This is a genomic window from Pseudomonas sp. KH_017, assembly GCF_057840285.1.
Genome location: NZ_CM174509.1, coordinates 2,455,408 through 2,479,413, shown reverse-complemented (window position 1 = coordinate 2,479,413; position 24,006 = coordinate 2,455,408). Strand labels below are relative to the sequence as shown.

At 61.3% G+C, this 24,006-nt stretch carries 22 protein-coding genes and 1 pseudogene; 15 read left to right on the top strand and 8 right to left on the bottom strand.

The genetic code is table 11. The features are described 5' to 3' along the window. Positions 1-31: 31 nt before the first annotated feature. The 8 genes from potE to AC3IT6_RS11245 all read left to right on the top strand — a co-directional run bounded on the left by potE (position 32) and on the right by AC3IT6_RS11245 (position 9,224). Positions 32-1,441 carry a putrescine-ornithine antiporter gene (potE, locus tag AC3IT6_RS11280; protein ID WP_489355519.1) on the top strand — a complete coding sequence of 470 codons (1,410 nt, stop codon included), beginning with the start codon at positions 32-34 and terminating at the stop codon, positions 1,439-1,441. Further along, positions 1,438-3,723: an Orn/Lys/Arg family decarboxylase gene (locus tag AC3IT6_RS11275; RefSeq protein ID WP_489355517.1), complete on the top strand. Its 2,286-nt coding sequence runs from the start codon at positions 1,438-1,440 to the stop codon at positions 3,721-3,723. The genes potE and AC3IT6_RS11275 overlap by 4 nt, the downstream gene beginning before the upstream one ends. 182 nt (positions 3,724-3,905) lie before the next feature. Then, on the top strand, positions 3,906-4,307 hold the full coding sequence (locus AC3IT6_RS11270; protein ID WP_223447236.1) for a hypothetical protein: 402 nt from the start codon (positions 3,906-3,908) through the stop codon (positions 4,305-4,307). Beyond that, positions 4,307-4,846 carry an HD domain-containing protein gene (locus tag AC3IT6_RS11265; protein ID WP_489355514.1) on the top strand — a complete coding sequence of 180 codons (540 nt, stop codon included), beginning with the start codon at positions 4,307-4,309 and terminating at the stop codon, positions 4,844-4,846. The genes AC3IT6_RS11270 and AC3IT6_RS11265 overlap by 1 nt, the downstream gene beginning before the upstream one ends. A 204-nt stretch (positions 4,847-5,050) precedes the next feature. Next, on the top strand, positions 5,051-5,329 hold the full coding sequence (locus AC3IT6_RS11260) for a DUF3303 domain-containing protein (protein WP_057398488.1): 279 nt from the start codon (positions 5,051-5,053) through the stop codon (positions 5,327-5,329). A gap of 219 nt (positions 5,330-5,548) precedes the next feature. Beyond that, the gene (locus AC3IT6_RS11255; protein WP_458371144.1) at positions 5,549-7,162 is read left to right on the top strand and encodes an arylsulfatase; all 1,614 of its coding nucleotides are present in this window, start codon (positions 5,549-5,551) and stop codon (positions 7,160-7,162) included. A 68-nt stretch (positions 7,163-7,230) separates the two neighbouring features. Continuing rightward, on the top strand, positions 7,231-8,499 hold the full coding sequence (locus tag AC3IT6_RS11250; protein ID WP_489355511.1) for an OmpP1/FadL family transporter: 1,269 nt from the start codon (positions 7,231-7,233) through the stop codon (positions 8,497-8,499). Positions 8,500-8,549: 50 nt separating this feature from the next. Then, a complete protein-coding gene (locus AC3IT6_RS11245) occupies positions 8,550-9,224 on the top strand; it encodes a DUF3313 domain-containing protein (RefSeq protein WP_223447229.1) in 675 nt (224 codons plus the stop codon). Between the two features lie 63 nt (positions 9,225-9,287). Here the strand turns inward: AC3IT6_RS11245 and ligD are convergent. Continuing rightward, positions 9,288-9,513: pseudogene (gene ligD, locus AC3IT6_RS11240) on the bottom strand (non-homologous end-joining DNA ligase LigD); the annotation flags it as partial. A 406-nt stretch (positions 9,514-9,919) separates the two neighbouring features. Further along, entirely contained in the window at positions 9,920-10,648 is a 729-nt protein-coding gene (locus AC3IT6_RS11235; RefSeq protein ID WP_489355509.1) for a tellurite resistance TerB family protein, read from the bottom strand. A gap of 257 nt (positions 10,649-10,905) precedes the next feature. Between AC3IT6_RS11235 and pcsA the strand changes: the two genes are divergently transcribed. Continuing rightward, positions 10,906-11,628: a phosphatidylcholine synthase gene (gene pcsA, locus AC3IT6_RS11230; protein WP_046040311.1), complete on the top strand. Its 723-nt coding sequence runs from the start codon at positions 10,906-10,908 to the stop codon at positions 11,626-11,628. Positions 11,629-11,630: 2 nt separating this feature from the next. Next, positions 11,631-12,017: a DUF488 domain-containing protein gene (locus AC3IT6_RS11225; RefSeq protein WP_489355507.1), complete on the top strand. Its 387-nt coding sequence runs from the start codon at positions 11,631-11,633 to the stop codon at positions 12,015-12,017. Between the two features lie 130 nt (positions 12,018-12,147). On the opposite strand, the gene AC3IT6_RS11220 is transcribed toward AC3IT6_RS11225, so the two are convergent. Beyond that, complete coding sequence (locus tag AC3IT6_RS11220) at positions 12,148-12,960, bottom strand: class I SAM-dependent methyltransferase (RefSeq protein ID WP_223457787.1); 813 nt, start codon at positions 12,958-12,960, stop codon at positions 12,148-12,150. A gap of 44 nt (positions 12,961-13,004) precedes the next feature. Beyond that, entirely contained in the window at positions 13,005-13,274 is a 270-nt protein-coding gene (locus tag AC3IT6_RS11215) for a DUF4242 domain-containing protein (RefSeq protein WP_095968203.1), read from the bottom strand. Positions 13,275-13,453: 179 nt separating this feature from the next. Between AC3IT6_RS11215 and AC3IT6_RS11210 the strand changes: the two genes are divergently transcribed. Continuing rightward, complete coding sequence (locus AC3IT6_RS11210; protein ID WP_489355504.1) at positions 13,454-14,446, top strand: AraC family transcriptional regulator; 993 nt, start codon at positions 13,454-13,456, stop codon at positions 14,444-14,446. Positions 14,447-14,455: 9 nt separating this feature from the next. Here the strand turns inward: AC3IT6_RS11210 and AC3IT6_RS11205 are convergent, their stop codons facing one another. The 3 genes from AC3IT6_RS11205 to AC3IT6_RS11195 all read right to left on the bottom strand — a co-directional run bounded on the left by AC3IT6_RS11205 (position 14,456) and on the right by AC3IT6_RS11195 (position 16,359). After that, the gene (locus AC3IT6_RS11205) at positions 14,456-15,673 is read right to left on the bottom strand and encodes a cytochrome c biogenesis protein DipZ (protein WP_489355502.1); all 1,218 of its coding nucleotides are present in this window, start codon (positions 15,671-15,673) and stop codon (positions 14,456-14,458) included. Positions 15,674-15,834: 161 nt separating this feature from the next. Beyond that, a complete protein-coding gene (locus AC3IT6_RS11200; protein ID WP_489355500.1) occupies positions 15,835-16,047 on the bottom strand; it encodes a hypothetical protein in 213 nt (70 codons plus the stop codon). A gap of 48 nt (positions 16,048-16,095) precedes the next feature. Next, positions 16,096-16,359: a DUF2790 domain-containing protein gene (locus AC3IT6_RS11195; RefSeq protein ID WP_489355498.1), complete on the bottom strand. Its 264-nt coding sequence runs from the start codon at positions 16,357-16,359 to the stop codon at positions 16,096-16,098. Positions 16,360-16,665: 306 nt separating this feature from the next. On the opposite strand from AC3IT6_RS11195, the gene AC3IT6_RS11190 reads away from it, so the two are divergent. The 4 genes from AC3IT6_RS11190 to AC3IT6_RS11175 all read left to right on the top strand — a co-directional run bounded on the left by AC3IT6_RS11190 (position 16,666) and on the right by AC3IT6_RS11175 (position 22,075). Then, positions 16,666-17,406 carry a response regulator gene (locus AC3IT6_RS11190; protein WP_095946382.1) on the top strand — a complete coding sequence of 247 codons (741 nt, stop codon included), beginning with the start codon at positions 16,666-16,668 and terminating at the stop codon, positions 17,404-17,406. After that, on the top strand, positions 17,403-18,719 hold the full coding sequence (locus tag AC3IT6_RS11185) for an ATP-binding protein (protein ID WP_489355496.1): 1,317 nt from the start codon (positions 17,403-17,405) through the stop codon (positions 18,717-18,719). The genes AC3IT6_RS11190 and AC3IT6_RS11185 overlap by 4 nt, the downstream gene beginning before the upstream one ends. A gap of 136 nt (positions 18,720-18,855) precedes the next feature. Further along, complete coding sequence (locus AC3IT6_RS11180; protein ID WP_489355493.1) at positions 18,856-21,042, top strand: hypothetical protein; 2,187 nt, start codon at positions 18,856-18,858, stop codon at positions 21,040-21,042. Next, positions 21,029-22,075, top strand: coding sequence for an NAD(P)/FAD-dependent oxidoreductase (locus tag AC3IT6_RS11175; protein ID WP_489355491.1), 1,047 nt, complete (start codon positions 21,029-21,031; stop codon positions 22,073-22,075). Before AC3IT6_RS11180 ends, AC3IT6_RS11175 begins: the two co-directional genes overlap by 14 nt. Before the next feature lie 1,174 nt (positions 22,076-23,249). Here the strand turns inward: AC3IT6_RS11175 and AC3IT6_RS11170 are convergent. After that, positions 23,250-24,005, bottom strand: coding sequence for an HvfC family RiPP maturation protein (locus tag AC3IT6_RS11170; protein ID WP_489355489.1), 756 nt, complete (start codon positions 24,003-24,005; stop codon positions 23,250-23,252). Between the last annotated feature and the right edge of the window lies 1 nt (position 24,006).

Sequence of the window (24,006 nt, the reverse complement as noted above, 5' to 3'; positions counted from 1 at the left end):
TTCTCAATCGCCAACTAAGTGAGGCAACGGAATGTCAGTCGCAAAGAAAATGAGTGTGGGGCAACTGACAATGTTGACCGCCGTCAACATGTTGGGCTCCGGCATTATCCTGCTCCCGACGAAACTCGCGGAAGTCGGTGCGATTTCGATCCTCTCCTGGCTGATAACGGCCACCGGCTCTCTCGCTCTGGCCTATGCCTTTGCGCGATGCGGGATGCTCAGCCGCAAGACCGGCGGCATGGGCGGTTACGCCGAATACACCTTCGGTAAAGCAGGCAACTACATCACCAACTACACCTACGGTCTCTCGCTGTTGATTGCCAACGTGGCGATCAGTATTACCGCGGTCGGCTATATTCAGGTGTTGTTCGGGATAAAACTCGACTCACTGCAAGTAGGCCTGGCCACTATTGCCCTGTTGTGGATCACCACCTTCGCCAACTTTGGCGGTGCGAACATTACCGGCCGGATCGGCGCGGTCACGGTCTGGGGTGTGATTGCACCGGTAGTATTGGTATCCACGGTGGGCTGGTTCTGGTTCGACAGCAGCGTATACGCCGCTGGCTGGAACCCCCACGACAAGGGCTGGTTCGAAGCGGCAGGCGCCTCGGTGGCCATTACCCTGTGGGCCTTCCTCGGTCTGGAATCGGCTTGCGCCAACACCGACGCGGTGGAAAACCCTGAGCGCAACGTACCGATTGCCGTGCTGGGCGGCACTCTGGGGGCGGCGGTGATCTACATCGTCTCCACCAACGTCATCTTCGGTATCGTCGGCAACGAAGAACTGGTCGCGTCCACCGCGCCGTTCGGCCTGGTGTTCGCCAAGATGTTCACCCCAATGGTCGGCGACATCGTGATGGCGGCCATGGTGCTCGCCTGCATCGGCTCGCTGCTGGGTTGGCAGTTCACCATCGCCCAGGTGTACAAAAGCTCGGCCGACACCGGCTACTTCCTGTCGATCTTCGCCAAGGGCAACAAAGCGGGAACCCCGATTGTCGGCATGCTGGTGCTGCTGGCGGCACAGACTGCGCTGGCCCTGCTCACTATCAGCCCCGACCTGAGCAAACAGTTCGATACCCTGGTCAATCTCGCAGTGGTGACCAACCTGGTGCCGTACATCCTGTCCATGGCCGCGTTGATGACCATGCAGAAAGTCTCCAACGTGCCGGAAGGCAAGGCACTGGTCACCAACGTCATTGCCCTGATCGCGGCGGCCTACAGCTACCTGGCGCTGTACAGCTCCGGTGAGCAGGCCCTGATGCTGGGCGGCGTGGCCACGATCGTTGGTTACACCCTGTTCGGCTTCGTCAACAACCGCCTGATCCGCCTCGAAGCACTCAACAACAGCGTACCGACGCAAACCGTCAGCGCGCAGCACCTCACTGGCGAGCCAGTGCCGGTGAACAATCTGAATACAGCCACTATGGAGGTTCAAGCATGACGGAATATAAGCACTCGCTGGGCATGCTGGCGCTACTGGTCAGCAGTCCGCCGGACAAACGAACGGTGTTTGGCCGCGCCCTGGATCAACTGGTCCACGACGTAGAGGGCCGTGGTGTCAGCGTACTGGCCTCGGAAAGCCTCACCGATGCCGCCTCGATCCTGCGCTCGGACCCGGCCATTCAATGCGTGCTCATCCGCTGGGAAATGGACACCAGCGAAGGCCACACCGACTGCACCAAATTGCTGGTCAAGCTGCGCGAGCGCAACACCCGGGTGCCGGTGTTCCTGATCAGCGACCGTACCACCGCGTCGACCATTCCGTTATTGGTCATGCAACACGCCGACGACTTCATCTGGCTGCCCGAGGACACCTCTCGTTTCCTCAGCGGACGCATCCTGGCGGCCATCGAACGCTATCGCCAGGCCGCCCTGCCGCCGATGTTCGGCGCGCTGGTGAAGTTTGCCCGCAACTATGAATACTCGTGGCACACCCCCGGCCATGCCGGCGGCACCGCGTTCCTGAAGAGCACCGCAGGCCGGGCCTTCTACGAGTTCTTCGGCGAGAACCTGCTGCGTTCCGACCTGTCGATCTCGGTGGGCGAACTCGGTTCGCTGCTCGATCACAGCGGCCCTATCGGCCAGGGCGAACGTTATGCCGCCAAGGTCTTCGGCGCCCACCGCACGTATTACGTGACCAACGGCTCGTCGATGTCCAACCGCGTCATCCTCATGGCCAGCGTCACGCGCAACCAGATTGCCCTGTGCGACCGCAATTGCCACAAGTCCGCCGAGCATGCGATGACCCTGTCCGGGGCGATTCCGACCTACCTGGTGCCGACCCGCAACCGCTACGGCATCATCGGCCCGATCCTGCCGCAGACCCTGAGCGCCGAAGGCGTGAAAGCCGCCATCGCCAACAACCCGCTGGTCAAGCCAGGCATCGACCCGACGCCGGTGCACGCCATTGTCACCAACTCCACCTACGACGGCCTGACCTACAACGTCACCCGCGTCGAAGACCTGCTGGGCGAAAGCGTTGACCGTCTGCATTTCGACGAAGCCTGGTACGGTTATGCGCGTTTCAACCCGCTGTACAGCGGGCGCCATGCCATGCACGGCAACCCGGCCGATCACGACAAGTCCAAGCCGACCGTGTTCGCCACCCAGTCGACCCACAAGTTGCTGGCCGCCCTGTCCCAGGCCTCGATGATCCACGTGCGTAACGGGCGTAACCCGATCGAACATGCGCGCTTCAACGAGTCGTACATGATGCACGCCTCGACCTCGCCGAACTACGCGATCATGGCGTCCTGCGACGTCAGCTCGGCGATGATGGAAGCACCGAGCGGGCAGATCCTCACCAACGAGTCGATCGAAGAAGCCATCAGCTTCCGCCAGGTCCTCTCGCGCATGCACAACGAGATGCAGAGCAAGGATGACTGGTTCTTCACCTGCTGGCAGCCGCCGACCGTACAGGTTGGCGCAGCGACCGTGCCGTTCCATGAGGTCGACCCGGCCACGCTGAAAACCGACCCGAACTGCTGGGTCCTGCACCCGAACGCGGTATGGCACGGCTTCGGCGACATCGAAGACGGTTACTGCATGCTCGACCCGATCAAGGTCTCGGTACTCAGCCCGGGCATGGGCGACGACGGCAACCTGCTCGCCTCCGGTATCCCCGCTTGCGTGGTCACGGCGTACCTGGGCCGTCAGGGTATCGTGGTCGAGAAAACCACCGACTTCACCATCCTGTTCCTGTTCTCCATCGGCATCACCAAAGGCAAGTGGGGCACGCTGCTCAACGCCCTGCTCGACTTCAAGCGTGACTACGACGACAACGCCGAGCTCGAGCTGTGCCTGCCCGACCTGTACAACGCCAACCAGCATCGCTATGCCGGCATGGGCCTGAAGGATCTGGCCGACGAAATCTTCGCCGCCATGAAGAAACACAAGACCACCGCCAACATGTCCCAGGCCTTCGGCACCCTGCCAAAAGCCGAGTTCAGCCCGGTGGAGGCCTACGAAAAACTGGTGCGCAACGACATCGAGCTGGTGACGCTCAACGAAGCCGCGGGGCGTCTTGCCGCGACCGGTATCGTGCCGTATCCACCAGGTATCCCGCTGTTGATGCCGGGTGAGAACGCAGGGCCTGCGGACGGTCCGTTGCTGGCGTATCTCAAGGCACTGGAAGCCTTCGACAAATCCTTCCCCGGCTTCACCCATGACACCCACGGGATCGAAGTCGAAGACGGCGTTTATCGGATGCTGGTACTGAAATAAGTCACGCAGGTTCACCGCAACCCCTGTGGGAGCGGGCTTGCTCGCGAAGGCGTAGTATCAGTCGACGCAATTGTCGATTGACAGGACGCCTTCGCGAGCAAGCCCGCTCCCACATTTTTAGATCGCCTTCACACCAAATCCCTATGGGCAAATTCGATCACAGCGCTCTATGATTGATTCCCATGACCACCACCGCTGCGATCCGCTCACCCTGCCCGCCCGGCGCCTGCGACTGCGGGCGTGACCCGCTGCTGGAAACACCAGGGGCAGACCTGCGCATTCTGTTTCTGACCCGCAACGAAGAAAAACGCCTGATCGAACGCCTGGAAAACCTGCAGAGCCTGAGCGATCTGGAGCACCTGCAACGGCGCATGCTCGAACAGTTGGGCATCCGCGTGGACATCGCCCCCGGTTTCAACGAAGTGCGCACCATGCGGGGCATCGGCATCCAGATTGGCGAACTGCCGGGGCTGTGCCGCAAGACCCGCGCCAACATCCCCGCCGCCATTCGCCGAGCCATGGAGAAGCGCCCGGAGATTGCCTACGAACTGCTCAATGCCAACGACCTGTTGCGTGACACCTGATGAAACCCATTCTCGAATTCCCCCTCACTGACGAGATTCTCACCTCGTTCGCCCTGGCCATCGGTGTCGATCTGCAGGGCTACCGCAATCACATTTACCGGGTGCTGAATTTCCATGGCGCCCTGTGCGGTGCCGAAGGCCTGCCCCCGGACGCGGTACAAATAGCGGCGGCGTTTCATGACCTGGGTATCTGGACCGATGACACCCTCGACTACCTGCCGCCGTCCATTGCCCTGGCCACCGAACATCTCGACAGCCAACAACGTCCGGAACTGAAGGATGAAGTCTGCGCGTTGATACTTGAGCATCACAAGCTGCGGCGGTATCGCGGCGCTTACGCCGACAGTGTCGAACACTTCCGCCAGGCCGACCTGGTGGATGTGTCCCTGGGCCTGGTGCGTTTCGGCTTGCCCCGAAGCTTCATCAAAACCGTACAGTCGATCTTTCCCGATCATGGTTTTCACTCGATGCTGATGAAGCTTTCAGCCCGGCAATTGCTCCGTTCGCCACTGCGCCCGCTGCCCATGTTGCGCTGGTGAAACAGGCGACTGTTACCCCCCTCGAAAATGCACCGGAACAGGATCAGCGGTCATACATGAATCGCGGTGCACTGCTATGCCTTCCTTGGGAGATTTTGCCGCAAGCCAGCCAGGACGGAACTGGAAACCCAAGCGTGGCCTCGGCCCCGGCGCCAGCCAGGTACGCGCAGACAGCAGGTGCCAAGGTGCAACAGGAGGTGGCCGATGTTATTCATCGTCAGTTGGACAATCAGCCCTGACAACCGTGATGCCGCAATCGCGCGTTTTCTCAAGACCGGTGGCGCACCGCCCGCAGGCGTCACCATGCACGGGCGCTGGCACGCTGTAGGGAGCTCGGCCGGCTTCGGCATTGCCGAGGCGAGTGATTTGGTGCCGATTCAGAAATGGGTGCTGGAGTGGAACGACCTGATGAGCATGGACGTGCATGCCGCATTGACCGATGAGCAAATCGCACCATTGCTGGCCGCCACTGCCGACCGGTAATGACGAAGGGAGGGCGGCGAGTATCGCTCGCCGCTCGACTTGAGCGGCTGCTTCGCCGGAAGGCCAATTCGATGCAACGCCCCTGAAACACTGACTTCCTGACTACTCATTACTGGATATTTCGCAATTCAAACCTACGCTCATCGCGGGGGATAACGCATTTCAACGGCGGTTGGGGGCTCGTCTCGATGTACTCACGCTAGTGCGCAGGAGCTCGACATGAACCGGACAACCTTATCCTCGATGTTTGCGATACCCCTGTTGCTGTCTGCAATGGCGTTTCCCAACCAGACCCTGGCGGCCGACAAAGCCCCCAACATCCTGGTGATCATGGGCGACGATATCGGCTGGTCGAATATCGGCGTCTACAACCAGGGCATGATGGCTGGCAGAACGCCTAACCTCGACCAACTGGCGAATGAAGGCATGCGTTTCACCGACTATTACGCCGAAGCCAGTTGCACCGCCGGACGCGCCAATTTCATCACCGGCGAACTGCCGATTCGCACGGGCATGACCACCGTCGGCCAGGCCGGCTCGCCCGTAGGCATTCCCGCCGAAGCCGTCACCATTGCGACCGCACTCAAGGCCATGGGTTATGCCACCGGCCAGTTTGGCAAGAACCACTTGGGCGACCTCAACCAGTTCCTGCCCACCGTCCACGGTTTCGACGAATTCTTCGGCTACCTCTATCACCTCGATGCCATGGAAGACCCGGCGCACCCCAATTATCCGAAGGAGCTGATGGACAGCGTCGGCCCACGCAACATGGTCCACAGCTGGGCCTCCACCACCGATGACACGACCGTGATGCCGCGCTGGGGCAAGGTGGGCAAGCAGAAAATCGAAGACGCCGGCACGCTCTATCCGGAGCGAATGAAAACCGTCGACGAGGAGATTCGCGACAAGGCCTTCTCGTTCATCGACAAGGCCAAGCAGGACAACAAACCCTTCTTCGTCTGGCTCAACCCGACCCGCATGCACATCGTCACGCACCTGTCCGACAAGTACCAGGCCATGCGCAACTCGCAGAATGGCTGGTCGGAACAGGAAGCCGGCATGGCGCAGCTCGATGACATCGTCGGCGACGTCATGGCGAAGCTGAAGAAAGACGGCATGGACGACAACACCATCGTCATTTTCACCACCGACAATGGGGCAGAAAATTTCACCTGGCCCGATGGCGGCACCACCCCGTTCGCCATGGGCAAAGGTACGGTCATGGAAGGTGGCTTCCGGGTGCCGGCGATCATTCGCTGGCCAGGCAAGGTGCCGGCCAACCAGGTCGCCAACGGCATCATGTCCGGCATGGACTGGTTCCCGACCCTGGTCGCGGCGGCGGGCAACCCGAACATCACCGCCGAACTGCTCAAAGGCAAACAATTGGGCGACACCACCTACAAAGTTCATCTGGACGGCTATGATCAAACTCCAATGATCACCGGAAAAGGTCCGTCGAACCGGCATGAGATCTTCTACTTTGGAGAGAGCGCCTTGGGTGCAGTGCGCATAGACGACTACAAATATCGCTTCATTGACCAACCGGGTGGCTGGATGGGGGCTAAAGTTGCTGTGGACGTGCCGATCCTGACCAATCTTCGACTCGACCCGTTCGAGCGCATGGGCTGGCCGGAAAATCAGGCCGCGCAGGGTTCGCAACAGTACTTCGACTGGTTCAAGTTCCAGTTCTGGCGTTTCGTGTTCGTCCAGCAACAGGTGGCCAAACTGGCAGAAACAGCGATCGAGTTTCCGCCGATGCAAAAAGGCGCGAGCTTCAACCTCGACTCGGTTAAAGCCAAGATCGCCGCGGCTCGGGCAGAGATGGCCAAGTAGCAGCCGAATCCACGGGTGGCTGATGCAGTCCACCCGTATTCGAAATGGACAATTGCTGAGGGATTTCAATGCCGACAAAAACAACTACCCTGCCCGCCTCTGCGCTACTTGCCCTGTGCTGCCAACAAGCCTGGGCCGGCGGCATCATGCTCTATGAAATCGGCACCGATAACGCTGGCCTGGCCAACGCCGGTGCCGCTGCCCGTGCCCAAGGCCCCTCGACCATCGCCAGCAACCCCGCGGGCATGAGCTATCTGCCCGGTACGCAAATCACCGCCGGCCTGCAGGTTCTGTACGGCGACCTGAGCTTCGACCGCGACGCCGGCACCAACACCCCGGGCAGCGGCAGTGGCAATGCCCTCGATCCGATGCCCGGTGGCAGCTTCTTCATCAGCCATGAACTGGACGAGCACTGGAGCGTCGGTTTCGGCCAGTACGGTGACTTCGGCCTGGCGCTCAATTACGACAACGACTGGTCCGGCCGCTACTTCGCGCAAAACTCCAGCCTGCTCGGTTTGTCGCTGGTACCCAGCGTGGCCTATCGCTTCAACGAGCAGTGGTCGGTGGGCCTTGGCATCAAGGCCATGTACGGCATGTTGAAGGCCGACACCGCCATCGACCGCTCCCCTTTCGGCTTCACTGACCGCGCTGACGGCCAATACAAGTACCGCGACAACGACTGGGGCTATGGCGCCAACGTCGGCGTGATTTACGCCCCGCAACCCGGCACGCGCATCGGCCTGACCTACACCAGCCAGGTCGACCTGGACTTCGAGGACCGGCTCGACGTGAAGGGAGACGGACGTCTGCTGGACCGCGTGAACAACACCAACACCGAACTGGACATGAAGGTGCCGCAAACCGTCACCCTGAGCCTGTTCCAGCAACTGGACCGACAATGGGCACTGCTGGCTTCGGCCAACTGGCAGGACTGGTCCGAGTTCGGCGACATCGCCGTAGAGGTCGACACCACGGCGTTTGGAGCGCAATCGAAGACCGTCGACGCCGGCTTCAAGGACACCTGGCACCTCTCCCTTGGCGCGCAATACCAGGCCACCGAGCAGTGGTTGTGGAACTTCGGCGTGGCCTACGACAGCAGCGCCGTCTCGGACAGCAACCGCAGTGTGGTGGTGCCGATGAATGAATCCTGGCGTATTGCCACAGGAGCCACTTATGCTCTGAACAAGGACACCGATGTCAACGTCAGTTGGGCCATGGTCTGGCTCGGCGACATGCCGGTCGAGCAGACCAAATCCGTATCGGGCAATCGAGTATCCGGTCAATTCGACAATGCCTGGATTCAAGCCTTGAGCGGGAACATGACCTGGCGATTTTGATGTCTTGTAAACAAAAGAACGAAGATTTCTTCCAAGGAGTAAACACCACTATGAATCTGTCCCGAAAACTGCTCGTCGGCGCCACGCTGGCCAGTCTGCTGCTAGGCGGCTGTACCTCGAAAGTGACTGAGAAGGAGCAATATTCAGGCTTCCTGTCCAACTACAACAACCTGCAGGAAGTCGAAACGCCGAGCGGTGGAACCGCGATGCGCTGGGTCAGCCCTTCGTGGAACCCGAATGCCTATGACACCGTGGTGTTCAACAAACTGGAGCTCTACCCGGCCCCCAAACCCGATGAGCGGGTCAACCAGCAGACGCTGACCGACATTCAGAACTACATGACCAGCAAGGCCAAGGCCTCCCTGGGTCAGAAGTATCGTGTAGTGTCCAATTCCACATCCGCACCGGCGGGCTCGCGCCCTCTGATCATGCGCGCGGCGATTACCGGGGTGAACGCCGAGAACGAAGGCATGAAGTGGTATGAAGTGGTTCCCATCGCGGCCGTAGTCGGGGCAACCCAGGCCGCCACCGGTCACCGTGACCAGGAAACCACCCTGTTCATCGAAGCCGAGTTCGTCGACGCCAAGAGCAACCAGACCGTGGCCAAAGTGGTGCGCAAGGTGTTCGGCACCGAACTGAAAAACGAAAGCCAGCAGATTACCGCCAAGGACTTCAAGGCGGCGATCGATAAACTGGGTACCGACTTCCAGGCGTTCCTCAAGTAACACACTCTTGTGGCGAGGGAGCTTTCGCCCTCGCCACATGGAGTTTCTTTCTGACCATTGCGGTCACATCTTCATCCCCACCCGCCGGCGCATCTCTGCTGTGATCGCCTGCCGGGTTCCGGACATGTCCGCCCAGGGCCTATCCCCCGACTTCAACCAGACGTTCATGCACATTGTGCAGGTTCCATTGATTGGCGCCCTTGAGTTCGCCCACCTCTTCGCGCCAGATCGGCATCGACACCGGCATGCCCTCGCGGGTACGTACGGCGTAGGCGCAAATGGTGGTCGCCAACTCAGGCTTGAGCAACTCCGGCAGCCTGGCTTTGCGCGCGCCGGTCAGAGGCGATGATTTTCCCTGGCGTGAGCGCTTGGCGGCGGGCTCGGAGGTCGCCGAAAAGTCACGCATGCGGTTGTCGTCATCGAGGTTGCGGGGCATGGCTCACCGGCTTCGCGCCAGGACGTTGAATGCAAACGTCTTCTAATCAAGCAGAGCCAGCGAGCGGCGCAATAATTCAATCGGCGTTGAAAAAGCCCGGACGGACTCGTGGCGCGGGGTACGGCCGGTGTTTCAGCAGGTTGACCGAGTCATCGTTCTTCGCGAGCAAGCCCGCTCCCACATTGTCCGTGTGAACACTGGAGATCCCTTGTGGGAGCGGGCTTGCTCGCGAAGCTTTGCTTATGGCGGGCGCGCCCGATCAGGCAGTGCCCTTGGCCTGCTGCTCCAGATGCAATTGCAGCTCCGGGGTGATCTGCAACGCCGCGGCCAGCTCATCCAGATAGTTGCGCTCGGCATCTTGCTGGTCGTCCACCAGCATCACGCTGGCCAGGTACATCTCCGAGGCCATGCCAGGGTCGGTGGCCGACTGCGCCACCTCATTGGCATCCAGTGGCTTGGCGACCTCGTCGTCCAGCCATTGCTGCAATTGCGGATCGTCGGTGTGACGGCCAATTTCAGTGCTGATCATCTGCTTCTCGGCGTCATCGATGCGGCCATCGGCCTTGGCCGCGGCAATCAATGCCCGCAGGATCGCATGGCTGTGTTCCTCGGCCTCCGGGCCGGCCAGCAAGTCCACGGTCCGTGGCGCTTCTTGCGGTGCCGACGCCTGGCTGCGCTGCCAGGCCTGGTACGCCTGGAACGCCATCATGCCCAGGGACGCCAGCGCGGCATAATGGGTACCGCCAGCGGAACGACTTTGCGGTGCACCGCCCATCGGCGAACCGCCGCCAAGCAAGCCACCGAGCAAATCGCCCAACCCAGCGCCACCACCGCCACCACTTGCACCAGCACCACCGCCCAACAAGCCGCCGAGCAATCCACCCAGGTCGCCGAGCCCGCCCTGGGCCGACGCGCCACCGCCACCCTGTTGCGCCATCGAGCCCTGACCGGCGCGCAGTAATTGTTCGAGCAGATCGCTGGTGTTCATGACGGTTGTCCTCTTGAAGGGTGCTTATCCAGTCAGGCAACGATAGCCCCCGCAGGCGAATGTGCCAGCACCGTTGGGCTGACCCGCCATCGCTACCGCGGATTGCTCCGGGGTATTTCTTTGTGGCGCAGCTAAGATTCATAGGTGGTGAACCTTATTCCCGGATACCCGGTCGATACCTGCAACCCGACCCGGTTTGCCACCGCCCCGTACGCGAGGTGACAACTGGCTTGCTTCATTCACTGGAGAACGCCCCCGTGATTTCAACCCTGTACATCGCCAGGCTCAAAGCATGGGGCGCCCATGGCTTTACCGCCACTGGCGTGGTCACCGCTTTCCTCGCCACCCTGTCCCTGCTGGATAACCAGCCGACCCATTGCCTGCTGTGGCTGGGTGTCGCCCTGATCGTCGACGGCCTGGACGGTGCACTGGCACGCAAGGTCAACGTGCAGTCAGTGTTGCCGAGCTTCGATGGCTCGATCCTCGACCTGGTGATCGACTACCTGACGTATGTGTTTATCCCGGCACTGTTCATCTATCGCTACATCCCGTTGCCGGACTACACCTTGCTGCTGAGCGTGTCGCTGATTCTGGTGTCGTCGCTGTTCTGCTTCTGCAACGTCAACATGAAGAGCACAGACAACTACTTCCAGGGTTTCCCCGCCGCCTGGAACGTGGTCGCCCTGTGCCTGTACATCATCGCCCCGTCGCCGTGGATCACCTTCGTCACGGTCATTGGCCTGGCCCTGCTGACCGTGACCCGGATGAAATTCCTGCACCCGTTTCGCGTGCGCCGGTTCATGCCGATCAACATTGCGGTGACAGCCATCTGGTTGCTGTGCAGCCTGTCGCTGGTGCTCAACCATCCGCAGATCAATCCGTTGGTGATGGGGCTGTGGCTGCTGATGTCGGCATACTTCCTGGGCATCTGCCTGTGGCGCACGGCGCTGGAGTGGTTCGACGAATCGCGGCTCAAGTAGCCATGGCGATCCATATCGTTCAACTCGGTTCACCCCGTCGGCCCGACGAAGGATTGCGCCTGGGCACGGTACGCCGCCCTCCCCGGGGCGTACCGAAAGCCGAATTCGCCCGTCGGGACTTTTATGATGTCTGGCAGCCGCTGCTGTCGCCCAGTGCGCAGTTGGTGGCCGAGGCCAAGGCTGCGCAAGATGCCAAGGCCTGGGAGGTGTTCCGGCGCAAGTTCAAGGCCGAGATGAGCCAGCCTGCTGCCAGTCAGATGCTGGATCTGCTGGCTGCGTTGTCCCATCAGACGTCCCTGGCCGTGGGCTGTTATTGCGAGAATGAAGCGCATTGTCATCGGTCGGTGTTGCGCGAGTTGTTGCAAGCCCGTGGTGCTGTAGTGATTTAAATGCCATTGACCACCACACAACCCCTGTGGGAGCGGGCTTGCTCGCGAAAGCGGTGTGTCAGCCACATCATCGCTGACTGAATGTACGCTTTCGCGAGCAAGCCCGCTCCCACATTGGACTTGTGCTCACTCAACGCCGCGTAATCACCACTTCAAGATATTCACTCGGCACCACCAGCGACTTGTCGCCCGCCCGGTTCATCCGGTTGATCAGCTCGCTCAGGTCGGTCTCCAAGGCCTTGGCGCCGTCCGCGGGCAGCGCGGCGAAGGCCTTGTGCACCGGCCCGTACCATTCGCGGAAGGTGTCGATGAAATGCGCCGCCGAGCGATAGCGGAAATTGAACGTGCGGCGCGTCACCTGGAGCAGGAATTCACGTTCGTCGAAATGCTCGTGCAACCAGGCTTCGGTGCCCCAGCGTGAGGGTGGACTCGCACCTGGAGGGGGTGGCAGGTGCTGGCCCAGGGTCTTGAACATCTGGCCGACGAAACCTTCCGGCGTCCAGTTGGCCAGGCCGATCCGCCCGCCCGGGCGACAAACCCGCGCCAGTTCCGCGGCGGCCTTGGGCTGGTCCGGCGTGAACATCACGCCGAAGGTCGACAGCACGGCATCAAAACTGCCGTCGGCAAAGGGCAAGGCTTCGGCATCGGCGACCTGGAAGGAGACGTTCAGGCGTTCTGCCCGGGCCCGTTCTTCGCCGCGTTCGAGCAAGGCGGCGACATAGTCGGTGGACGTCACCTGGCAGCCACGGCGGGCAGCCGCGAGGGTTGCGTTGCCGTTGCCGGCGGCAACGTCGAGCACGCGTTCATCGCACAACAGGTCGCAGGCTTCGGCCAGTTGCTCGCCGACGATCTGCAGGGTGGTGCCGATCACGGCGTAGTCACCGCTGGCCCAGGAGGCCATCTGGCGGTTTTTCAAGGCAGTCAGATCAATGGGTGTACTCATGGAAACGGTCTCTTGTTTGAAACACGAGTCGGGTCCGGTCGCGGTTACTCCGCCGTCGTCGGATCGATGATGTTCATGACCTGGGAAATGCGATTGGCGGGAAAACCACTGATCCTGGCGTGCTCCTGGATCTGCGCCTCGTTCGGCGAGATGTACACGCAGTAGAGTTTGTCACCGGTGACATAGCTCTGCAGCCACTGCACCTCTGGCAACTCACGCAACGCCTGGCAGGACTTTAGCGAAGCGGCTTTCAAATCCCTTTCCGACAATGCTCCGGCGCCCTGGATCTCGCGTTCAATCACGAACTTCGGCATGGCAACCTCTCTTTTCTTGTTCTGGGTGGCAGGGCCGGTATTGACCCCGTAGACAAACTATCGTCCTGACGGGCGCTGGCGTCCTGTCCGATCGTCGCCCAACCCTGCCCGATCGTCCGGAGATTCCACGTAGCGCGCAGGCGCGCTCACAATCAGGAACCTCCCACGGGGAAACCCCAATGGACGCTCTGTCACAGACCTTGCGCGTCGTGCACCTGGTCGGCGCGATCTTTATCAACGCCCGGTTCACCGCGCCCTGGTGCTACCAGTCGCCCAGCGCCGACACCGCCGCGCCGTTTCTGGAGCCCGATGCGGAACGGGTGGTGATCTTTCACCTGATCACCGAGGGCGAGTGCTACGTGGAATTGGGCGATGCCCCGCCGCTGCTGCTGAGTGCGGGCGACGTGGTGATCTTCCCCCAGGGCGATGCCCATCGCATGTGCTCACGTCCCGGATTGCCCCCGGCCACGGGTGCGCGACTGGATGCGGTGCTGGCGCGCCGCCCCAGGCAATTGAGCCATGGCGGAGGTGGCGCGGTCACCCGGTTGGTGTGCGGCTACCTGGCGTGCGATACGCGCCTGGCGGGCATGTTGCTCAAGGGCTTGCCGGCCGTGGTGCGGGTCAATGTGCGCGGTTCGGATGCCGGTATCTGGCTGGAATCCTCCGTACGTTATGCCCTCGCCGAAGCCCGCTCGCCCCGCCCTGGCGGCGAAGGGGTATTGGCCAAACTCGCCGAAGTGCTGTTCATCGAAGTGTTGCGCCTGTACATGAACGAACAGGGCGAAGGCCGCACCGGCTGGCTGGCCGGTGTGCGCGACCGCATCGTCGGCGCCGCCCTCAACGCCTTGCACAAAAAACCCTGCCACGCCTGGACGCTGGACGAACTGGCGCGCACCGCCAGCACTTCAAGATCGGTGTTGGCCGAACGCTTCCAGCAACTGGTGGGGGTGTCGCCGATGCAGTACCTGACGCAATGGCGCATGTTGCTCGCCGCCAACCTGTTACGCAGCAGCAACAGCTCATTGACGCGCATCGCCGAAGAAGTGGGATACCAGACCGATACCGCCTTCAGCCGCGCCTTCCGTCGCGAGTACGGTGCGCCACCGGCGGCGTGGCGGCGCGGTCAGGAGAAAAAAACCATGGCCCACGAGGCAAGACCTGTGAGCCATTGATCGAGCGGATTACGCCGCTGGCGCGCCGGCCTTGGCCTCCTCCAGCAACTGCTGAATCATCTTCTCCTGAGTGTCGTAGCTGCCTTCACCGAAGTGGGTGTAACGCACCTGCCCCTTGGCATCGATCAGATAGTGCGCGGGCCAGTACTGGTTGTCGAAGTTGCGCCAGATCGCGTAGTTGTTGTCGATCGCCACCGGGTAGGTGATGCCGTACTCCTTCACCTTGGCCTTGACGTTATCGATGATGCGTTCAAAGCCGTATTCGGGCGTGTGCACGCCGATCACCACCAGCCCGTCCTTTTCATACTTCTTCGCCCAGTCCTTCACGTACGGCAGGGTGTGCTTGCAGTTGATGCAGTCGAAGGTCCAGAAGTCCACCAGTACCACTTTGCCATTCAGCGCTTCGTTGCTCAGTGCGGGCGAGTTGAGCCAGTCCACCGCGCCGGACAGCGAGGGCATGGCGCCCTGGGCATCACCCATGGTGCTGTCGGCCTTGACCTTGCTGACCAGGTAATCGACGACTTTCGGCACGGTTTCCAGCACGCCTTTCTCCACGCTGCTGACACCTTCCGAGGAGGTGTTGGCCAGCAACAGGTCATTGGCCCCCGTTGCAATCGCCGCCGCACCGGCGAGCACCGTAACCCCGGCGCCACGGCGCAACCAGCCAGTGACCGGAATCGACGGTTTCAAGCGATTGACCAGGCCGCGTCCGGCAAAGATCAAGGTGCCCAGGGACAGCGCACTGCCGGCGCCATAGGCCACCAGCAACAGACTGGTGCCGGCGTTCGCGCCTTGCAGCATGGCGCTGGTGAGAATCACCCCGAGGATCGGCCCCGCGCAGGGTGCCCAGAGCAGCCCGGTGGCGACACCGATCATGATCGACGCCAGCGGCCCGGACATCTTGCGCGAGTTCGGGTCGATGCGATTGCCCAGCAACACGAAGGGCCGCGCCAGCCAGTCACCGACCCGGGCGGAAATCAGCGACAGGGCAAACAGCACCATCACCACCAGCGCGACGTGGCGGCCGGTGTTGCTGGCCTGGATCACCCACTCGCTGCTGACCACGGCCAGGCTGGAGACCAGGCCAAAGGTCAGGACCATGCCGCCAAGGGTCAGCAGGATCGAGGAGCGTGTGCGGTCGGCCCCGGCAAACAGGAAGGGCACTACCGGCAGGATGCACGGGCTGAGGACGGTCAATATGCCGCCCAGGAAAGCGATGAGTAACATGGGATCACCTAATACACATTAGAGGGCAACACATTGGCCAATGTGGGAGCGGGCTTGCTCGCGAATGCGTCGGGTCAGATGACACATCATTGACTGAACAATCGCTTTCGTCGGAACGCCGCCCGGAGCAAGCCCGCTCCCACAGTGGATTGGGGGTGTTCTCAAGCCGTTTGCTCATCCAGCAACTGCCCCTGGGGCGTACGGCTGGAACCGTCTTGCGCCAGCAAGCCCTGGGTGCCCTTCTCCGCCACTGGCGTGAGCTGGAAGCAGGTGTTGCTGGCGCAGGCGCTTTGCTCGACAGCGGCGTTGGCATGGGCCGCCGCACCGGCGACGGAAAAGACGATGGCGGTCAGGTAGCGGGAAATGTTGTTCATGATGTCCTTCCTGTTTCAAATGGATTGAGCGGTGGTTGATCGCGACACTCAGTTTTCCGAGTTGCAGTTGTCAGCCAACTTGCTGTAACCCAGCACCTGGGTCCTGGACTGGGAGTCGAGGTACGTCAGCTGCGCATTCACCACGCCGCAGGAAGCCGTAGCGTCCTCGGTCAGCGACACTACTTTCCTGATATCCAGTTGGGTGCCGTAGGTGTAGGTTCTAGGCGCAACATCGGCTTCGGCACGGGCCGACAAGGTGCAGATGTTCAGGGCGGCAAACAGGCAGGCGGCGTAGATGGCCTTGGTGTTCATGGCGAGTTCCTCAAGGTTTCAACAGGTTGATCGTTGTTTGATCCGAGGCGGTCTGGCTGGCCTCGATGGAACCTATTAAAAGCCTGCGAGGTATCTCGTCTGTGTCGGGAATCGGCGAGAATCAATCGCTGCGTATCAGAACGGTGCCTGGATACACAGCCATACAAAACCGCTGGAAATCGGCTTTTTTGCCTTCGTGTGTATCCGCAGGCAAGCCAGATACACTGCAATACAAAGGGCGGCAGGCGAGCCCGCCGAGGCTCGATAGACTGTGTGGCATTCCCCATTTACCAGAGGTTTGGCCCAATGGATCACGTTGATCACATCCTCATCGTTGACGATGACCGCGAAATCCGCGAACTGGTTGGCAACTACCTGAAGAAGAACGGCCTGCGCACCACGGTCGTGGCGGATGGACGGCAGATGCGCGCTTTTCTGGAAACCACTCCGGTGGACCTGATCGTGCTGGACATCATGATGCCGGGGGACGATGGCCTGGTGCTCTGCCGCGAATTGCGCGCCGGCAAGCACAAGGCCACGCCCGTGCTGATGCTCACCGCCCGCAACGATGAAACCGATCGCATCCTCGGCCTGGAAATGGGCGCCGACGACTATCTGGTCAAGCCATTCGCTGCCCGTGAACTGCTGGCGCGGATCAACGCAGTGCTGCGACGCACGCGCATGCTGCCGCCGAACCTGGTGGTGACCGAAGCCAGCCGCCTGTTGGCCTTCGGCCGTTGGCGCCTGGACACTTCGGCCCGTCACCTGCTCGATGAAGACGGCACCATGGTGGCCCTGAGCGGTGCCGAATATCGATTGCTGCGGGTGTTTCTCGACCATCCGCAACGGGTGCTCAACCGCGATCAATTGCTCAACCTGACCCAGGGCCGCGACGCCGACCTGTTCGACCGTTCCATCGATCTTTTGGTCAGCCGCCTGCGCCAGCGCTTGCTCGACGACGCCCGCGAACCGGCCTACATCAAGACCGTGCGCAGCGAAGGCTATGTGTTTTCCCTGCCGGTGGAAATCCTGGGCGATCAATCATGACCCTGGCGCTGCATTGGCCGCGGACCCTGGCCTCGCGGCTGTCGCTGATATTCCTGATCGGTCTGATCCTCGCCCAGGCGCTGTCCTTCGGCGCGCAGTACTACGAACGCTACGAATCCTCGAAAACCACCATGCTCGGCAACCTGGAAACCGACGTTTCCACGTCCGTCGCCATCCTCGACCGCTTGCCCGCCGACGAGCGAGCCGGTTGGCTCAAACAACTCGAGCGGCGCAATTACAGCTACATGCTCAATGAGGGTTCGCCGGGCACGCCCATCCGCACCGACATGCCCGATGCGCCCATTGCCATTGCCTCGATCAAGGACGCCATCGGCCACGATTACCCGATGACCTTTACCGACATTCCCGGACCGAAAAAACATTTTCAAGTGCACTTGAACCTGGCGGATGGCAGCCCGCTGACCATCGACGTCCGCCCGACGATGGTGCCGTTATCGCCCTGGCTGCCCATCGTGCTGCTCGGGCAATTGGCGCTGATGCTGGCCTGCTCCTGGCTGGCGGTGAGAATCGCCATCCGCCCCCTCACCCGCCTCGCCAGTGCGGTAGAAACCCTGGACCCCAACGCGCACCCAGTACTCCTGGACGAAAAAGGCCCGACCGAAGTCGCCCACGCCGCCAAGGCCTTCAACTCGATGCAGGCACGCATCGCGGCCTATCTGAAGGAACGCATGCAACTGCTCGCGGCGATTTCCCACGACCTGCAAACACCGATCACCCGCATGAAACTGCGCGCCGAGTTCATGGACGACTCCAGCGAAAAAGACAAACTGTGGAACGACCTGGGCGAGATGGAACACCTGGTGCGCGAAGGCGTGGCCTACGCCCGCAGCATCCACGGTGCCACCGAAGAAAGCCGCCGCACCGACCTCGACTCGTTCCTCGACAGCCTGGTGTTCGACTACCAGGACGTGGGCAAGGACGTTCAGCTCACCGGCAAGAGTGCAGCCGTCATCGACACCCGACCCCACGCCTTGCGCCGGGTGCTGGTCAACCTGACGGACAACGCATTGAAGTTTGCCGGTGCCGCCGAGTTGCGGGTGGAAAAACAGGCCGATGGCAACCTGTCGATCAAGATCCTCGACCGTGGTCCGGGGATCGCCGAAGCAGAACTCAAGCAAGTGATGGAACCGTTCTATCGCGTAGAAAACTCGCGCAACCGCAGCACTGGCGGCACCGGGTTGGGGCTGGCGATCGCCCAGCAACTGGCGGTCGCGATTGGCGGGTCATTGACCTTGAGCAATCGTGAGGGTGGCGGGTTGTGTGCGGAGTTGAAGTTGCCGCTACTTCACTGAATTTCTCGCTTCCCTCTGTGGGATCTAATGACACCGAGGGCGGCCGACCATTGGTCACCACTGTCAGAACTGACAGTAGCCAGCACTCCCCGGGCTCCTGTGCAATGTCCGTACACAGGATCAACGGGAAACCACGATGAACTTGCTCGAAGCAGTGACCCGGGCGTGCACGCGACTGGCGCCTGGCGGCTGGCATTCGTTGTTGCTGCGCCATGGGCTGGACATCCTCGCAGTACCGCTCGACACCGAGCTGATCAAGCCGCTGACCATCGATCGCAACCTTCCAGGCTTTGAGGACTTTTCCAGTGCCGGCAACCGGGCGATTGAGTCCAGCCAGCCCTCGCGCAGCCTGCTGTATCACGCGCTGGCCTCCCCCGAGGTCACTGCCGACGGAGCCGGGCAGCCTCTACAGCTGTATCCGACACCTGCCGAAATTGAAGCAGTTCTTGATTATGTCTATGGCGTGAACCCACCCACACTCGAAGACCTCCAGCGAAAAGCCGAGGGCGCACCGCTGGCGCTGGTGGTGTTTGCCAGCGAGTACCGTTGCGTCAGCGACACCGTGCACGGTGAACATGCCGACCTGTGTTTCTCCCGTACCGGCATCGCCCGCGTCGGCACCGCCGCCGCCCGCTACGACGCCCAACGGCGGTGTTTCCTGCCGTTCGTGGATGATGACGTGCACGGCATCAGGGTCATGCCCGTGCGCTACAGCGCTTACATCGCCATGCAACACAAGGGTGACGCCGCACGTTTCGGGCCGATGGATTTTCAAGACGATGTTGATGCCGATCTGGATTTCTGGGTGCCGCTGCACAAGTTGTTCGAGGGGACGCAGTGCCTGGCCGGGATGGACCTGACACTTGAGCTGGATAATCACCAGATCAACGAGAAGTTACGCCATATCCATCTGCGCCATAGCGGCACAGGCTGGGAGGAGCCGGAAATCAGCCGGCCGCCGTTCGTCATCACTGACGGATTGGCTGATTGGGCTACGCAAGCAGATCTGGGGCCGGGGCTGCTGCTCCCGCAACCCAGGCCTCGATTGGTTGAACAGGCCATCTACCAGGAAAAACCCCTGGCATTTCAGCTGCCACCCAACACCGCTGGCATGGTGCATGGTCGACATAAGGTGCTGGAGGACGGCAGCATTGAGGATCTGAATGACCAGGAGGGCGTGGCGGAACGGGTCAGGCAAGGTGGCTATCCTGCTCTGCACTACCATGACGGCACAGCCGATGGCTGGGTTCGGGCTCGTTGCCCGGCATTGGAGAGTGTACTGCCAACGGTGGCGGCGTATTCGGTGATCGGCGCCCCGGATTTCTTTCCGCTGTGCAGCCAGCGTCAACTCCTACGCTGGGCGAATACAGAGCCCAGCCTGCCCTCCCCGGACATCTGGCATGCCCGACTGCAGGCGCTGTCGAATGTTCGGTACTGCGCCAACCTGAGCCTGAAAGATCAACCCTTTTCGGCGGATGATCGCGGGGTCACGGCCATTGTGGCCTTGCCGCGTGAGGCGGGCTCGACGTTGTCTCCCTGCCTGCAACGGCCACCGGTCATGCGCCCGTCCTCGTTGCCGGATGCTGCAGCCGGCGTCTTCGGCCCCGGCTGGGAAGTCGGAAGGATTCGACAACAATCCGAAGACGGGACCTGGCTGGATTGCCTCAGCGGATACCAGATGGCCAGCCCCTTTACCGAAGATGTGCGTATCTGCGCAGCCCTGGGTTCCTACTGGCCGGGTGTGGCGCCGGATTCGGCGCGCACCTTCGAACCACGGGGCAGCCTGCACACCATCATCCCGCTGACCGACCAGGAAATCGGCCAGACCGGCAGCCCGGCCTGGGATAACCAGCGAGGGCCACGCCTGGTACAGCAAGCGGGGGATTGGATCGTCCAATACCACGCCTACGAATACACCGACTACACCCAGGTGGCACTGGATGGACGCTTCGCCCTGCAACTGACGGGCAACACCACCCTGCAAGATTACGAAGACCGGGTGCTGTCGATGCATCGTGTGTACAACGTGCTGGGAGTCGGGAATAACAAACCCGAGCGCAATAAGTGGCCGATATTGTCATTTACCTTCGTGCAGCGACCGAATGAGGAACTCGACACCGCTGAGCAGCAGGTCGGTCTGCAACTTGACGGCTGGGTGCATCGCTATCAGTTGTACGAGCGAGGACTCAGTTGGTCCTCGGAAATCGAATTCAAACTGCGCCACGTGGAGATCCAGCGCCAGGTAAGCCTGTTGGTCAGCGCCGAAGCGATCCTGGTCAAACACGAGGCGTTGCCTTGGCAGATTGCACTTGAATCACGTTGATGTGTTGGTGGTCGGGGGTGGCCCGGCGGGAAGTGCCGCGGCAATCAGTTGCGCACAACGGGGACTGCGGGTGGCGCAGCTCGAGGCCCAGGTTTTTCCGCGGTTTCGTCCTGGCGAAAGCCTGCACCCGGGCATCGAGCCCTTGCTGCAACAATTGGGGGTGGCCGATCAAGTGTGCACCCAAGGGACGATTCGCTTTCCCGGGCAATGGGTGCAGTGGGACGGCCCGCCTCGCTTCAATGGTTTTGGCGAGGACCTAGCCGGTCCCTGGCTTGGCTTTCAGATTGCCAGGGCGCGACTGGACGCGGTATTGCTGCAACGAGCTGCGATGCTGGGTGTCAGGGTGCTGCAACCGTGCAAGGCCAGACGCCTGCTGATCCACGACCGGCGAGTGATCGGCCTGGAATCCGATTCAGGCCCCTTGTTCGCGCCCTACCTGATCGACGCCAGCGGAGCGACGGGTTGGCTGAGCCGGCAATTCTCGTTAAAGGTGCGTCGCCATTCGCCGCTGTTGATCGCCCGATACGGCTACCTCAAAGGCTGCATCGATCCCTATGAGCAAACCCCGCATCTGCGGGCCGACCTCGATGGCTGGACCTGGGTGGCCCGTGTGGAAGATCAGTTGCTGCACTGGACACGCCTGTGTTTTGACAAAGCATCGACCAGGTCCCGATCCGTGCCCGAACACCTGCAACGGTTGCCATGCGCAGGTTCCATTCGAGGTGCCGATGTGTCCTGGCGCATCATCGCGGCACTTGCAGGTGCAGGTTATTTCACGGTTGGCGATGCGGCCAGCGTACTCGATCCGGCAGCTTCGCACGGCGTACTCAAGGCGCTGATGACCGGTATGCAGGCGGCGCAGGCAGTGTTCGACTGCCTCCAACAGCCTGATGTCCAATACGAGGTGCAAGCCCAATACAGTCGCTGGGTCCGCGACTGGTTCGGGCGTGATCTGTTGCAAATGCACCGCTTCTATGGCGCTCATCCTTGCCCGCCAGATTGGCTGGAACACTCTGCTCGATCCGTGAGCTGACTCGTGAGGGTGGGGGGTTGTGTGCGGAGCTGAAATTTCCGGTGTAGAAATTTTCGGTTCGGGGGCGAGGAATGCCAGACCAGCTGTAACGAATGGTCGGCCGGCAGGCCGCTATCGCGAGCAGGCTCGCACATTGGGTCCCCGGTTTTACTCGGGACTTGTGGTCACTGAAGATCCCTGTGGGAGATCCTTGTGGGAGCGAGCTTGGTCCGGGCGGCGTTCCGACGATGGCTGTGTGTCAGGCGGCATGGATTTTTGAGGGTGCACATATCCGATTCTGCGGTAACGGCGGCTAATGGTTCCGCCCTTACGGCGGGTCACTTTCGAAAAGCGCGAAAGTAACCAAAGCGCTTTGCCCCTGACGTTCGGCCTCACGAGGGGGCAAGAAGATCAAGATCAAAAGCCAAAGCAAAAGCGAGGCGGCCTACCGGCCGGCCTGATCGCGGGGTTCGTTCGCCTGTGAGCATTGAGTCGGCTGGCAGGCCGTCTTCGCGAGCAAGCCCGCTCCCACAGGTACTCAGTACGTCTGCAAGATTTCGGTCGGCTGGCAGGCCATCATCGCGAGCAAGCTCGCTCCTACAGTTGGGCTGGGTACATTCGAAAGAAATTGGTCGGCTGTCAGGCCGCCTTCGCGAGCAAGTCGGATCGCCGCACCGCCGCTCCCACAATTTGATCGGTGGACATCAGCAAGACATTGGTCGGCTGGCAGGCCGCCATCGCGAGCAGGTCGGATCGCCGCACCGTCGCTCCCACAGAAGAGCAAAAGCAGATCGGCGTACACCCACGCTTCTCACCACTCATCAGGCCGAGCGTTAGCTCGCCTGCAGCTCTTGATCTTGATCCACCCGCCCCCTCGGCAGGCTGAGTGGAGGTGTTCATCCGGGGATGGGCGCGCAGCGCCGTTCGACGCAGTCGAACTCATTGCATGTAGGTCGAAGCGAAGCCGACCGGAGGGCAATGCCCCCGGATGAATACCGGAGCGAAGGAACCCCGAGCCCAGGCGAGGGGCCGTACGTTCGGGGCGAGCGTTTTTTTGGTTACTTTTTTTAGGCGCTTGTAAAAAAAGTGACTCGCCGTAAGGGCGAAACCGCCAGCCGCCATTACCGCAGAAACGGATATGTACTCAATCAACCAAAAACCTGCTCGGCCCAAAGACCGCCAAGGTCAAAGAAGATCAACCAACCCCAACAACCCCCTCCCCATGCATCTGCCGCAACAACCCCAGACCACCCTCGAAAAACGCCGAAGACCCAACCTGCCCCGCCTCCACCGCCAATCCTTGTAACTGCTCACGCCCGGTCAACTCGGGAAACTCGCCAATCCTCTGCAACAACCGCCACGCCAACGGACTCAATTCGGAAAACCTCACACTCCAGTCCTCCGCCCGCCGCACCAGCAACAATGTCGGCTGAGCAGGTAAAACGTCCGGCTGACAATCCGGCCCCACCCGTTGCACCGGCCAGGCATACGCCAAAGGCCAGGCCAGCGGCGACACTTGCAAGGGCCGATCCAGCAGCAACGCGACATCACCACCAACCAGAGGCTCGGCATCAGACTGCTGCAGCGCCATTTCCACCCACTCGTAATGCGCCAACTCGACCATGAACGGCGGCCAAGGTCCATCACTCAACGCCCGAGGCCCGGCCGCGAGAAACCCGACAAACTCCTCAGCAATCTCACCAAATTTCGGCGTGCGAGCGCGGTAGTCCCGCAGAAAGATCCGCACCAGCGAACGCCAGCGTTCATCCCCCAGAATCCTCACCAGCACCGCAAAGGTGCCACTGAGCAGAGAAGACAGGTTGGCGAACACCAGATCGCGGTAAACCTGTGCCCGCACCGGGTCCATCTCGGTGGGTGGCGCGTTGTGTTCAGGGTCGCGCAGGTACAGGCCCATGGTGGTTTGTTGATGCAAAAGACTCGACTTCTCCACG